Here is a 14,131-nt window from a genome sequence, read left to right as displayed (position 1 = left end):
ACCATCAACATTACCCAATTCACGGCAGATACGTTCCTGTTCTTTATGGAGTTTCATCGCACCGTCAAGGTCACCACGAGCAGAGAGGATCAAAGCCTGGTTACCAAGCGATGCCTGCAGACCATCAACATTACCCAATTCACGGCAGATACGTTCCTTTTCTTTATGAAGTTTCATCGCACCGTCAAGGTCACCACGAGCCTTCAGGATCAAAGCCTGGTTACCAAGCGATGCCTGCAGACCATCAACATTACCAAGGTCACGGCAGATACGTTCTTCCTCCTTGTGCAGTTTCATCGCACCGTCAAGGTCACCACGAGCAGAGAGGATCAAAGCCTGGTTACCCAGAGACCGCTGTAACGAATCAACATTACCAAGGTCACGGCAGATACGTTCCTTTTCTTTATGAAGTTTCATCGCACCGTCAAGATCACCACGAGCCTTCAGGATCAAAGCCTGGTTACCCAGAGACCGCTGTAACGAATCAACATTACCAAGGTTACGACAGATACGTTCTTCCTCCTTGTGCAGTTTCATCGCACCGTCAAGATCACCACGAGCCTTCAGGATCAAAGCCTGGTTACCCAGAGACCGCTGTAACGAATCAACATTACCAAGGTTACGACAGATACGTTCTTCCTCCTTGTGCAGTTTCATCGCACCGTCAAGGTCACCACGAACATATAGGATATTAGCCTGGTTACCTAGCGAAATTTGTAACGAATCAACATTACCAAGGTCACGGCAGATACGTTCCTTTTCTTTATGAAGTTTCATCGCACCGTCAAGGTCACCACGAGCAGAGAGGATCAAAGCCTGGTTACCAAGCGATGCCTGCAGACCATCAACATTACCAAGGTCACGGCAAATACGTTCCTGTTCTTTATGGAGTTTCATCGCACCGTCAAGGTCACCACGAGCAGAGAGGATCAAAGCCTGGTTACCAAGCGATATTTGTAACGAATCAATATCTTTTTCATCCCTCGCCTTTTTTTCAAGAAGATGATACCAGTCGTATGCTGTGGTCAACTTGCTCATACGCTGAAGGAGGTTCCCAATATCAATGATATACCAATTGGAAAACTCAGAGCCGTTTGTTTGATCTGAACGCCCAAAGAAAAAGGTCTGAAGTTTGGAGACTGTTGAAGAGGTTTTTCTGTTCCCCTGCGGCAGTGCATACACCTGCTCCATCCTCAATGACGTCTCATTCTCAAGTATTACCCACAATCTCTGAAGAGTCTGGTAATCAGATTCGTATGATCTCACAAAGAACTCCTGGTTTACCATGAGTTCAGACAGCCTCTTCTCATCCCTGATTGCTAGCAGGTGATATGCAAGATTTCTCAGGAAGTACTCATGTATCTCACCACTCATCACATGATTAAATCCATATTCGGAGAGAGATGCATGCCCCTTTTTGAGACTCACATAGTACCTGCCAGACTTTTTTTCATCAGAGATCCATTCTACAATTGATGAGTGAAAGGGACGAACAGCATTATTTTCAAAAGAAAAAAGGGAGTCTATCTGAATCCTTAATTTATTCATCCCAACCTCTTCTCCCTCAATTATACCGGTCAGAATTTGAGCAGGCAAGGCTTCTCTGGCAGCACAGATAACCTGGATTGCTGGAATTATTTTCTGTTCATACTTTTGGATATCATGAAACTGCTTCTCAAAGTACTCAAGATACATAGCACTGAGACCAGTTGGGAATGATGGTTGATCGAGGGAAAAGATCTTATCCCTTACCGCTTTGTAGAAAAAAGATGCATAGATAAAGAATCCCTCACTTTTTACACCAATGTCCTCAAGTGTCTCATCAGGAATAACCTCTCCGGTGATATTTCCGAGTTCTTTCCTGAGATATTCCCTGATATCATCTCTATTTTGTTTGCTATCCGGATCAATGAACTGTGGTTTAACAGCATCCAGCTGCAACTCAGTCTGAACCGCCTGACTATCCCTGCTTGAAAAGATAAACCGAAATGGCATACTTTCAGTCCGGTGATAGAGAGCACGAAGTGTCTGAACCATTTCCTGGGGGATATTTTCCATCCCATGCCTCTGAAAGATCTCATCAAGCCCATCAAGCAGAATGATGACCTGATGCTCCAGGTTGCCAATCTGATAAAAAGGGATGATAATCAGTTCATTGAGGAGAGCAGGTCCGTCGAGATCCTTTTTTGAGTCGAGGTCTATCTTCTCAAGCAAATCCTGATAGGCAGAAATACTGATGCTAAGCTCGTATGCCAGGGTTTTGACAAAACGCTGGGGATTGATCGTCTCGGAGTTGTCATACTGAAACAGAAAAAACGCTGAAAGATCATGGATATTGTTGTACTTGATGGCAAGGGCAGTCTTCCCGATCCCGGGACGACCCAGGATCCAGTATACTCTTCTGCCATTTGGATCGTTGACCCATTCATCTATCTCTTCAATCAGCCATTTTCTCCCGGTGAACTTTTCGAGATTTTCTGCAATGGCTAGATCAAATGAGATCGGATTCAGGGTACTTTTCAAATCTTTTTTTTTACTTGACCCAGGTTGATATGATAATAGGGATCTGGATGATTCTTATCACTCCATCGTGAATCAGCCATCCAGGCACCGAGGTGGTCGTCTCTTTTTCGTGTGTGGACGGTTATCTGCTCCTGTTCAGTGTCGTATTGAATTATATTATACTGGAGTGGAGTTGGATTATCTTGGATCCTGGTCGGTTTTCCAAAGCATCCTGCCCCGATTATATGGATACCTCTTCTTGTATCATACTTGTAATAGCCTTCGTTTGGTGTATGAATATGCCCATGAAGAACGATCTGAAAGTTATGGACCGCTAATATCTGCATAAATACATCATTCATCATCTCAAGTCCTGATACCGGATGATGGAAGACCGCGATTTTGAGCCAGCCGTCATAGACTTTGTCTTTCACTCTATCAATTGCTCTGTTCAGGGCCTCCGGGTTGATTCCAGATCGATCTGGAAAATACGGGTCAATATTCCAGGATGAATTGAAACCAAGGAAGAGGATCCTATCTTCAGGGTTTTCTACAAAGAGGATCTGATCTGCGTAGTCAGACGGGTATGATTCACCTTTGAGGATTTGACTGTATAAATACGAATTAAAGTGATCAAACCTTTTTTTGTACTTCTCTTCATCACGGACCAGGTATCCTTTATCACCTAGAGATACTACCTTGTCCTGAAAAATACCGGAAGGAGGTGTTCGCTTTGGTGTATATGACTCATCAGCGAGATCCCAGTTGAGATCATGATTTCCGGGGACGATGACAACACGGCTTTTATCCAGTCGAAATTCTGTGATTATCTTCTCAATCATTTCAGCAGCTACAGAATACTCGGACTCAACTGAAGTGTTGCTGAAGTCACCCGATATGACCAGATAATCAAGTTTTTCAATCTTTAACTCTTGTTTTAGGTCGCTCTCAAGTCGTGTCCGATAGGTATCTGCCTGACCGGCATCATCGATGTGAAGATCAGATAAATGCAGAATGTATTGACTCATTTTTCCTCTATAAGCCTCAAATTATAGATTTGTATGATATCATGATCCTTTAGGTTGTTTGGATATATGAATAGCTCCAGTTGGAAGAACACAACCAGATCTGTGGTTTAGCCCCCTCCTCAAGTTACCACTCCGCAGTCTGTTTAATTCTCTTCTTTATGTCTGAATTAGTTAATAGTAAGAGTCCCAGGTAAATTCACACTGGAATACTGATGGATGAGCAAATTCCTCATACCAATTATCTGTCGCCATTCAATTGCCTGATTCTCTTCCTTGTATTGAACAGAAACATGAGAAGCTGCCTCTCCTATGATTTCTATCTGACGAATAACTGCATCCTGTTTCTCGTGTAGTGATACAAAATCATGAAGAGAACAATCAGAAATATATTCACGAATCCTCAAGCAGGCATTTAACATATGCTCAAGAAGAATTGAATCATCTTTCATTGTGATAGATCTCTACAGTCTCCTGGCTGATCTTTTCCCTGAGTAAAGGATGAATCGATCGTTCAGTAAGAATATCCACGGAAATCCCAAGTTTCTCAATCAACTCTTCTCTGATGCCACCGAGAGCAAAAAGACCAATCTCTTTAGGAAAAGAGACAATGAGATCCAGAGCACTACCCTGATGCTCGCGACCTGTGGCATAACTTCCAAAGACAGATATTTTTTTGACGCCATGTGGCACAAGGGTGTTGATTATTTTCACCTGAAGATCATGATTCATCCTTTTTCCCCTGCAATCACAGAATTTCACTCCTGATTGAATAAATATATTCAGGTTCTTCGTGAGTGAGATGGTTTTTTGAAAAACTCCAGGTTCAGTTGAATTATCCAATATAATCGAACAAATGGTTAAAATAACTCTAAAATAACTACAATTGGTGCAGACACCATATCCTGTCGCTATTCAGTTTTCATTATGCCAGACATGTAAATATTCATTTGAGCAGAACTGATCAATAGTGGCCCGTTGTTAAAACGATAATTATAGAGGATATTAAAATTGAGGCCTAAATATGGCACATTATTTCAACAGATATACCCCTCGGATACTACATACCAAATTGTCGGTTAAATTTCAAAAATAGGCTCAATTTATAGATTTAATTTAGGTGGATCTTTCCAGTTCACAGAGGGGTTTCAAATTACCGATTCATATAGAAGATATCTTCTCATTTTATAGGGTTTTTTCACAAAACAAAAGAAATTACAATCTTTTTTTCCAGAAACTAGAAATGCCACCAGGTTCTCTCTACCAATAACTGCTAAAACCTATAAACAATAGCAGATCACCATAGAGAATAATGGATGAATTATACTCAGGTGAATCTGGACAATTAATCTCCCCAATCTGGCCAGATGAGACTGAACAGTTACTCCATGTAATCGACGAAGGATTATCAGGAAAAATCCGAAATATCGCAATTATTTCAGAATACCTTGCAGGAAGAGAAGAACCCATCTCAAAAATTGAAGACGCTCATGCCGGAAGAATAAAACATATTACACTCACAGAAACACAGAACGATCTTTCTATCCTTTCAAATAATACTGATGCAGATATCATCATAGTTGAAAACTGCAGGTTTATCTTTCACAGAATGATTAATGGATTTCATCTTCTTGACGAATTCATCGAAATATTATCAAGAAAAGAGAAGATCTGGATCACCACCTGGAATATCCACACCTGGAGATATCTCATCGCTGTAAAGGATATTGGATCTCTTTTTGGAAAACAGATCGAACTAAAAAGGAAAAGTGAACCTGATATTAAAAAAATCATCCTCTCTCAGCAACTTAGTTCAATCTTTTATATCGTCGATCCTCCGGTACCACGAAGAATGGTGCTTATTCAGAAACAGAAAAGTTACATTATTCCCATTATCAATAAAACAATAGGATTTACCTATTACTCACTTCGATGGCGATTATTTGTCGCAATACTCAGGAATAAAAGTCAGGAACTCGAACCATCAGAACTTATCTTCGAGCGACTACATCAGATATCAAATGGAAATCCGGGAGTCGCATTACACATATGGCAGGAGGCCAGTGATGCCTGGGAGATTCGACTGAGCAGCCTGACACCTCCAACTCTTCCGGCAATATCAGATCCAGACACGGCATATATTCTCTCACTCATCATGTCCTATGAGGAGGTGCAGATACCTGATCTTAAACAGGCACTTCCCTCAGATATCAACCTGAATCTTATTATCTCCAAACTCCGGGACAAGGAACTTGTGGTACTAAAAAATGAAAAAATTCGGATTAACCCTATCGCACTCGCGGAAATAACCAAAGAATTGAAACGGATCAGGATGGTGTGGTGATTATGGTTAATTCATCTACTATTTTGGAAAATATCACAAATATATCAAATATCGCACCGGATGGAACTCTCCCGGGTCATATGATGAGAACCATCATAGAGCCATCCTGGATCATTTCGAGTTTACTTGTTCTCATTATTGGGTATCTGATTGTTTATGGAATGGATTTTTTCCTTCGCATTCTTTCTGAAAAACTTGGAACAAGAAGACATATTCTCGCAATGATTATACCGGTTCTCAAAATTCTGGTGTATATTTGTATGGTCTACGTGATCCTGTCTCCGTTATTTGATCTCGGATTTACTGAACTTGCAGTATTCTCAGGACTTATTGGAGCCGGGCTTGGGTTTGGACTGAAAGATCTCGTGGAAAATATTGTTGCCGGATTTGTCATCATTATTGAAAAACCATATCAGATTGGAGATAAAATCGCCATAAATGAACACTATGGAGAAGTAATTGATATTGGTCTCATTCAGACAGTGATTGTAACACCAGGTGACAGCAGGGTCACTATTCCGAATTATCTGACTGTTGTAAATGCAGTATCCAGTTCAAATTCAGGATCTGCTGAGATGATGGTTGTCACTGATCTCTATCTCTCTTACGATGCTGACATCGACAAAGCTGTTCGTCTTCTCACAGAAGCTGTCATCACTTCCCGGTACGTGTATATCTCTGAAAAAAGGCCATATATCATACTTGTTGAAAATTATCCTCTCTATCGAAAAATTATCGCCAAGGCATATGTAAACGATCTCAGGCACGAATTTACTTTTAAAACCGATATCACGAAAAGAACATGGGAGAGTTATCAGGACGCCGGAATTAAACCGCCTGATATTATCGGGAACGGATATCCAATCCCAATTGATAAAATGATTGCAGTTTAAGTGACTACAAAGGGTTTTTTATTATGCCTGAAATGATAACAAATTCTCCTCATAGCAAATCATCCGGATATCTCCCATTGTCGGATGAATTTATATCATTCTGAATTGACTTAGTCCTCTACAACCTTGGATCATCATGAGCCCGGTAATCACAATAGTAAATGACTTCATTATTCCCATTATTCTGATTCTAAACATTTTTTTTGCGATAACTGTCGTTTTTATTGAGCGGAAAAATCCTACAGCAACAATTGCCTGGCTGATGGCCCTAGTGTTTGTCCCTGTTATAGGATTTGTTCTCTATCTGTTCATAGGTCAGAGTTTTCACCGGGATCGGATGTTCAGGATTAAACAGGAAGATGATGATATACTCACGAGCATCATCGAATCCCAGAAGAAAGAACTCTTCCACAAAGTTCTCCCAACAGAACAGCCGATCCCGGATTCGTACCGGCGGATGATGCTGATGCTCATGGAGAGTAACCGTGCTTTTATTACAGTACATAACAAGGCTCATATCTTCGTTGATGGGAATGATAAATTTTCAGCGTTATTAGAAGCAATTCGCGGTGCCAAAGACCATATCCACATGGAATATTACATTCTCAAAGATGATGCCATTGGAAATGAGATTTTTGCAGCATTGACAGAACGTGCTCAGGCCGGGGTCTCAGTCAGATTCCTGGGTGACGGGCTTGGGGCTGCAGGGCCGGGAAAAGAATTTTTCAAACCATATCTCGAAGCAGGTGGAAAACTTGAGTTCTTCTTTCCCTCTCTCATCCATATCACCCACCCACGAATTAACTACCGGAATCACCGGAAAATAGCGGTAATAGATGGAAAAACCGGGTTTATCGGAGGATTCAATATCGGCGATGATTATCTCAGCCGTGATCCAAAATGGGCACCCTGGCGTGATACCGGAGTCCAGGTAGATGGAGATGCTGTTGCTGCAATGCAGATCAGATTCTTCCTTGATTGGAATTATGCATCAAAAAGTGATGAAATCACCTATGACCCCAGATATTTCCCTGAACATACCCGGTTCTCTGAAACGTGGCTTCCTATGCAGATCGTTTCAGGTGGTCCTGACACATACTGGAACCCAATCAAGGAATCATATCTGAAACTCATACATCTGGCAAATGAGTCTGTGTACATTCAGACTCCCTATTTCATTCCTGATGAAAGCATCCTTGATGCACTCCGGATGGCTGCTCTGGCGGGAATTGATGTGAGGATCATGATGCCGGCAAAACCAGATCACTGGTTTGTATACTGGGCAGGCATTTCATATATCGAACAACTGATTGAATCCGGGGTGAAAGCATACACATATGATACCGGTTTTATTCATGCGAAAACAATTGTCGTTGATGAGGTTGCAGCCTCAGTTGGAAGTGCGAACTGGGATGTTCGAAGTTTCAAATTGAATTTTGAAACCAATGCTATCATGTATGATCATGATATTGCAAAACAACTGAAACAGTATTTCCTTTCTGATCTTGAGGTCTGCTCTGCTCTGGATGCAGAGCGATTTGCTGCACTTTCGCCTAAACTCAAACTCAAACTCTCGATGTCCAGATTATTCTCCCCACTTCTCTGAACAACCATCTTTTTTTACATAGATCAAAAATTGTGAATTGGTATCAATGACAAGAGAAGAGATGGCAACCAACTTGGATTTACACTCCATCCAATGAATAAACAGATATAAGAAAATAGTTTATTTCAAAGATTAGGATTCCGGGAGATTAATGTTCATTATTTCCGGCATGCATGAGGTATATTGCCCCGGCAAGACAGAGGATCGAGACCGGCAGAACAATCGCTTTCCAGTCAAGATGTTCCCCACTCACAATTGAAATCTCAAGGAATTGAACAAAAAGAATAGTAATGACAACTTGAGTGAGATAAAGTTTCAATTGTGCTATGCTTCCGATCCTGATCCATGAAGGGTATTGATCTTCCTCAACCAACGAACTGTTTATAAATAACGTATATATGCCATACGAGAATATCAGGAGAATAAGAGCAAAAAGGAAACTGTCAATCGCGTTTATTACAAGAATAACAACTCCCGATGTCGCAGACTCTGCTCCGTGAGCTTCAATAAGAAGAGAGATTGGCTCTTTTCCAAGGAACAGAACACCGAGAGCTCCTACAATTTTAAGAGCACCAAGAATAAAGAGAAGCACAGCACCGACAAAGGAGGAGATTACAGCAATAATGCTGACATACCTGAGTGAAAGAAACGCTCTGACAAGATCCATAGATAAAGGTATGTTGAGATCGTTTCTATATTAGAATACCTGTTTGTAGTAAAGATATACAACAGATTTTCTCTGGAAAAAGAGAAACCTAAAAATAGTCATTTTAGGTTTACAATTTATGTGGCAGAACCCTGACGAGTGGATTGGTACTACAGCGGATTGAACCGCCTACTGCATTATGATTTCCGAATGGAATCCGGTACACTGTTATTCCTTCCTTCTCAAGCGCTTCCAGGATTACCGTTCCGGAAAAATGATCGTTATACCCGATGATGTAGTGGTTTTCATCAAGAGGAAGACCATTTGCTGCTAGTCTTCGAGCCTGATCGATTGTTACTGTGATCTGTTTCCAATCCTGGAAATAAGATGGTACACCATCAGGAAACGCTTCGGGACAAACAATAATTACTCCTCGTTTAGGAATTGACAACGCTACATCGAGATGGAGGAGAGTCTCAGGGAGAGAGATCTGCTGAACATCATACCCGAAGGGCTCAAGATATGCCTTCAACCAGCGATACCCGAGAATACTTGATCCTGTCGTTTTATTCTGCGAGATTCCCACAAATATTTTCTTTCCAAGGACAATCACATCACCCCCTTCAAGAACCGGAAAAGCAGTTTTATCGAAATCACTCCCTTTTATCATACGGGAATAGTCCAGAGACGGCATGGCAATCCACTGTGCATTAGATCCTATCAACCGTTCAATGAACAGGTTTTTCAGACCCAGGATATCGCACCGGCGGTAAAGAGAGCCCATGGAACATTCAATTACATGATTACCAATAACCAGGAATGGATCACGGGTAAATTGTTGAGAGACACCAGAAAGTCTGAGATAATCTTCACCAAAATTTAAAATGGCCCTTTCTTTCGTGACCAAATCAGGCCGGTGGATAATAATATTGTGCCTTTGGAGGATGCTGATTAATTCCTGATTTTCCTTCTCCATCGACTCATACTGGCCGGTCTCCTTTGAGTCTTTATATGAATTGGCAACTATTTTTTGGGCTTCATCTTCAGGAAGAATGTTCAGTGCTTCTTTCACCCAGTGTGCCTTTGTAATATCTGGATAGATAATGTTGGGGATTCCAACAATTACCTCTTTTAGCGTTCCATATTCGAAATCCACCTGGACTTCTTGATTCTTATTCATCATGTTTTTCCCTTATCCGTTTTCTAGTTGCGTTAGAATGGTTACAACAGGGAATGGATCATCATAGTAATATAAAAGCTGAATCCGGAGAACTGGTTATTTTCTCACCGATTCATTACATTCAGTTTATGCACGGCAATCTCCATGTACCTGCGGGAACTACTATCTCAAATCGAACTCCAACCCCAAAAATTCCATTCTCAATAATTGATATCCCGGTAATCGAGAGAATTTCCCTGATCAGAAAGAGACCAAGTCCGGTATTTTTTCCAAAACCCTTATCAAACGATTTTTCTTTCTCTTCAGGACTGATTCCCCCTCCATCATCTTCATACCATATCACTAAATTTCCTGACTCTTCATGACTAGAAAGAGAGATAGTAGTAATTTTTTTCCCATGTCTGACAGAATTTTCAACCAGGTTGTAGATCACTTTTACAAGCATTTTATCCGCATAGATCTCAATTCCCTCCATATCAAGGGTTAAATTAATTCCAGATAGAAATCCCTGAATTGGCCGCAGCGTAAACAATTGTTCTAGAACCTGCCATGTAGGAACTGTTTCGCCGATATTTTGGTATTGCCCGGTAAATTCAATAAGATTCTTAATTTCATCTGAAGATTGCCGGATTGCAAATAATTTTCGCTGTGCATCAGGATCTTTCACATCTTCAAGGAGCATTTCAGAATAGACAGATGTAACCATATTCCGGTTAAGGATATCATGCCTCGTTATGCTGGAGAGGATCTTTAATTTATTGTTAACCTGTGAGATCGCCTTATGTGCTTTTCTAATCTCATCAATATCGTGGATCTGGACAATGAAACATTGCTCATCATTGACTGCAATCCGGGATACCGCAACTTCAGCAATAAATGGAGATCCTGAACCCTTTAACAGTTCCATCTCAATATGAGAGGAATTAATATCGTTTTCACATTTCTTTAGAAGAAGTTCGATGTCTTCCTGATGTAGTCTGATACCCAGATCATCAATATTTTTCCCATGGACATCTGTATGAGAATCATCAAAGTATTTTTCAAATCCCCGGTTGACCTCAATGATATTGTATGTTGAATTCAGGATAAGAACCGGATCTGGGGTTTTTTTAAATATCGAGACAAATTTCTCCTCGTTCTCTTTTAATGCCTGTTCAATCTGTTTTCGAATGGTAATATCATTCATCAAAAGAAGAATTGCCGGCTGATAGCGATACTGGATATGGGTACCTTTGACAATCACGGATCTCCGGGTTTTATCACGACAGAGAATATCTACTTCATAAATGGGAGGGACATTGCCCTGAATCCGGGAAGATATTATCTCCTCTACTTTAATTCTGAACTCATCAGCGATATATGAAAATACTGGCTTAGATACAAATTCATCAAACTGATATCCTAGTGCTGCCGTTAATGCTGGATTTACATAAAGAATTTTTTTGCCATATCCATAAACTGCGATATAATCAGGAAGGTTTTCAACTAATCCACGATTGAATGATTCACTCTCTTTTAGGGCCTCCTCACTTCTTTTTCTTTCAGTAATATCCAAAAATGTCCCAATTAACCCGTCTACCTGATTTGATACAGTAAAAATCGGTGCTTTATAAAAGACAACATCATGTACAGAACCATCATGATACCGTATCTGTGTTTCATATTGTTGGTGTGCTGGCGTTTGAAACACTTCGAGATCAGCTTCATAATATATTTTGGCCATCTCTTCAGGCCAGAGATCATACACTGATTTTCCAATAATCCGGTCACGAGGTGCCCCATAGTATTTTTCAAATTCAGTATTACATCCAGTGTATATCCCTGTGATATCTTTATAGAAGATCGGAATCGGTAGAGTATCTATGAGATATTGCAAAAAAATGGATTGATTTTGTATTTCTTGTGTTCGCTCGTTCAACTCCTCATTTGCTTTGAAGAGTGCTCTTTCGACTTGTTTTCTATCAGAAATATTTCGTATAGATGTAAGAATTACAGGATGATTTTCAAATTCAATCTTTGTAATAAAGAATTCAGCATCGAATGGTTCTTTATTGAGCGGGCTAATTGCTATTCCTTCGATAAGTTCATCCTTCCCGGAAAGAACCGATTCCCAATAGGCATGAATCTGTTCATTCGGGAGATCAGGGTTTAAATAATCCTTGATGTTGGAGAATTCTGTTATCACGGCCTTATCAGATATGCCATAGATATGGAGCATCTGTTCATTTACTTCAAGGATAGTTCCGTTTTTATCATGGACAAAAACTGCATCATGTATGCTGTCAAGAATTGTCCGGACAGATAATTCTGACCTTTTCAATGCCTCTTCAATTTTTATTCGTTCGGCAATCTCGTCATGAAGTTGAATATTTATAGATTTTAACTCTTCATTCGACTCTGCAAGCAGTACCCTTGTAGATTCTAACTCGCTGATATCATGAAACGTGAGAGCAGTGCCAAGTATTTCAGTATCAGTTTCAGAGATGATGGATTTTTTAATTGAATATGATTTCTTTTTTTCTCCGGTTTCAAGAGAGAAAATGTAATCCTTTTTACTTTCCCAATCCGGGTGTGAAATTATTGAGACAATTTCAGGCCACGATGAGAAAACATTCTTAAAATCCACTCCGATAGAATCACTGGGCTTTAGGTTGAATACACGAGCAAAGGATGGATTCATATCCAGAACCAATGCATCAGGTGAGAGAATGACATAGGGATCATCCATCTTTTCAAGGACAAGGTTTCTTGCCATTGGAAGAAAATCGAGTGAATGATATCTGAAAATTGCAAGAGTAAATAATACACTGATTAGAAGAAAGGAAACTGGGAGATTATAGATCCATGGTTGGATAAATCCCGCTAGGTAAATGAGATTCCAAAATAAAAAAATAAAAATTCCGATGATGAGACAAATATTACCTTTCCGATGCCTCCGGGGATTAACAATAAGGGTATTTGTGAGTAGAAGAAAAGATCCAACAGTAAATATTGCACCATTTGTATGATGGATAAATCCCCAGATGCCATATTGATAATCTAATGAAGGCATCAGACCTTCAGTATTGATATAAAAATCATACATGAGAATGTGTTGAATTTGAGGTATCCAATCGAAAAAAAGGGTAAAAACAGGAATAATAAAAGGAATAAAAGCCCATTTGCTCTTAAAAAAGTCCTTATGATCAGTGTATTGCCAGGCAAGAATAAAACTGAAGACTGGAACTAATGAGTAGGGTAGATATGCAATCTTCTCAAGAAATATCCACTCTTCGAGTTTTTGAGCAAATGAAAAAAGGGAATAATCTAGAGCCCAGATGATAAATAAAAACATCAAAACTTTAAAAGGGAAAATGGCAGGGTTATTTCTGATCTTTTTGCTCCAGATCAGGATCCAGCAAAAAAATGCTATTGATATAAAATATATGAGTGAATATGCGGTCGTGAAAAAAACATGCTGAACCATGCGTTTATAATAGAGTGTATTTGAGCAATAATTCTTATCGATATATAAAACTCTGGAAATTTAGGCATTCTAAATGTCAGATTCAAAGCAGTTGATAAGGATATCAAAAATGCACCTTAATGAATGCTATTCCATATACCAGACATAAAAAGATGAGCATGTAGACTTTTTTTTCTGTCTCAGTTAGATTACAGAAACATTTGAAGCAGATTGTGATTGTAAATGATGGAAATAGTTAAACTATCAAGACATGCTAATATTATAAATCTCATTTTGGATAATACGAGATTATTTGACTCAAATAAAAAAATAGCCCTCGTATAACCCCAAATATTACTATCGCATATCCTGCCGCTATTCAATTATAACTATGCCAGACATAGAAATATTCATACGAACAGAACTGATCAATAGCAGCCCCATATAAAAACGATATTTGAGAACTATATTAAAATTAAAGGACAATATC

General features: G+C 39.7%; 9 protein-coding genes and 2 pseudogenes. 3 read left to right on the top strand and 8 right to left on the bottom strand.

Features of this window, described 5'->3' with window-relative positions; genetic code table 11:
* The 4 genes and pseudogenes from DK846_RS18065 to DK846_RS14780 all read right to left on the bottom strand — a co-directional run.
* Positions 1 to 2,523, bottom strand: a pseudogene (locus DK846_RS18065) (hypothetical protein); the annotation flags it as partial.
* Entirely contained in the window at positions 2,520 to 3,530 is a 1,011-nt protein-coding gene (locus DK846_RS14790) for a metallophosphoesterase family protein (protein WP_109969778.1), read from the bottom strand. The gene DK846_RS14790 and the pseudogene DK846_RS18065, both read right to left, overlap by 4 nt.
* A 167-nt stretch (positions 3,531 to 3,697) precedes the next feature.
* Positions 3,698 to 3,979 carry a HepT-like ribonuclease domain-containing protein gene (locus tag DK846_RS14785; RefSeq protein WP_109969777.1) on the bottom strand — a complete coding sequence of 94 codons (282 nt, stop codon included), beginning with the start codon at positions 3,977 to 3,979 and terminating at the stop codon, positions 3,698 to 3,700.
* Complete coding sequence (locus tag DK846_RS14780) at positions 3,969 to 4,259, bottom strand: nucleotidyltransferase family protein (RefSeq protein WP_146201243.1); 291 nt, start codon at positions 4,257 to 4,259, stop codon at positions 3,969 to 3,971. Before DK846_RS14780 ends, DK846_RS14785 begins: the two co-directional genes overlap by 11 nt.
* A 580-nt stretch (positions 4,260 to 4,839) precedes the next feature.
* Here DK846_RS14780 and DK846_RS14775 point away from each other — a divergent pair.
* From DK846_RS14775 to cls, 3 genes are all read left to right on the top strand, one after another.
* Positions 4,840 to 5,871, top strand: a complete 1,032-nt coding sequence (locus tag DK846_RS14775; protein ID WP_109969775.1) for a hypothetical protein — start codon at positions 4,840 to 4,842, stop codon at positions 5,869 to 5,871.
* 2 nt (positions 5,872 to 5,873) lie between these two features.
* Positions 5,874 to 6,764, top strand: coding sequence for a mechanosensitive ion channel family protein (locus DK846_RS14770; RefSeq protein WP_109969774.1), 891 nt, complete (start codon positions 5,874 to 5,876; stop codon positions 6,762 to 6,764).
* A 136-nt stretch (positions 6,765 to 6,900) separates the two neighbouring features.
* On the top strand, positions 6,901 to 8,370 hold the full coding sequence (gene cls / locus DK846_RS14765; RefSeq protein ID WP_181391808.1) for a cardiolipin synthase: 1,470 nt from the start codon (positions 6,901 to 6,903) through the stop codon (positions 8,368 to 8,370).
* A gap of 148 nt (positions 8,371 to 8,518) precedes the next feature.
* Here the strand turns inward: cls and DK846_RS14760 are convergent, their stop codons facing one another.
* The 4 genes and pseudogenes from DK846_RS14760 to DK846_RS18370 all read right to left on the bottom strand — a co-directional run.
* Positions 8,519 to 9,037, bottom strand: coding sequence for a YqhA family protein (locus tag DK846_RS14760; RefSeq protein WP_109969772.1), 519 nt, complete (start codon positions 9,035 to 9,037; stop codon positions 8,519 to 8,521).
* A 109-nt stretch (positions 9,038 to 9,146) separates the two neighbouring features.
* Complete coding sequence (locus DK846_RS14755) at positions 9,147 to 10,199, bottom strand: hypothetical protein (RefSeq protein WP_109969771.1); 1,053 nt, start codon at positions 10,197 to 10,199, stop codon at positions 9,147 to 9,149.
* A 118-nt stretch (positions 10,200 to 10,317) separates the two neighbouring features.
* On the bottom strand, positions 10,318 to 12,951 hold the full coding sequence (locus tag DK846_RS14750) for a PAS domain S-box protein (protein WP_245926573.1): 2,634 nt from the start codon (positions 12,949 to 12,951) through the stop codon (positions 10,318 to 10,320).
* A gap of 12 nt (positions 12,952 to 12,963) precedes the next feature.
* Positions 12,964 to 13,662 (bottom strand): annotated as a pseudogene (locus DK846_RS18370) (histidine kinase N-terminal 7TM domain-containing protein); the annotation flags it as partial.
* Positions 13,663 to 14,131: the final 469 nt, after the last annotated feature.

Origin of the sequence: Methanospirillum lacunae, from assembly GCF_003173355.1 — an archaeon.
GTDB classification, from domain to species: domain Archaea; phylum Halobacteriota; class Methanomicrobia; order Methanomicrobiales; family Methanospirillaceae; genus Methanospirillum; species Methanospirillum lacunae.
Note: the sequence above shows the minus strand (reverse complement) of the source record. Positions and strands in the feature narration are given on the sequence as shown.

Coding starts and splice junctions, on each gene's coding strand:
- DK846_RS14775 (WP_109969775.1), top strand. CDS start 4,840: ATGGATGAATTATACTCAGGTGAATCTGGACAATTAATCTCCCCAATC.
- DK846_RS14770 (WP_109969774.1), top strand. CDS start 5,874: ATGGTTAATTCATCTACTATTTTGGAAAATATCACAAATATATCAAAT.
- DK846_RS14780 (WP_146201243.1), bottom strand. CDS start 4,259: ATGAATCATGATCTTCAGGTGAAAATAATCAACACCCTTGTGCCACAT.
- DK846_RS14785 (WP_109969777.1), bottom strand. CDS start 3,979: ATGAAAGATGATTCAATTCTTCTTGAGCATATGTTAAATGCCTGCTTG.
- DK846_RS14790 (WP_109969778.1), bottom strand. CDS start 3,530: ATGAGTCAATACATTCTGCATTTATCTGATCTTCACATCGATGATGCC.
- cls (WP_181391808.1), top strand. CDS start 6,901: ATGAGCCCGGTAATCACAATAGTAAATGACTTCATTATTCCCATTATT.
- DK846_RS14760 (WP_109969772.1), bottom strand. CDS start 9,037: ATGGATCTTGTCAGAGCGTTTCTTTCACTCAGGTATGTCAGCATTATT.
- DK846_RS14750 (WP_245926573.1), bottom strand. CDS start 12,951: ATGGCAAGAAACCTTGTCCTTGAAAAGATGGATGATCCCTATGTCATT.
- DK846_RS14755 (WP_109969771.1), bottom strand. CDS start 10,199: ATGATGAATAAGAATCAAGAAGTCCAGGTGGATTTCGAATATGGAACG.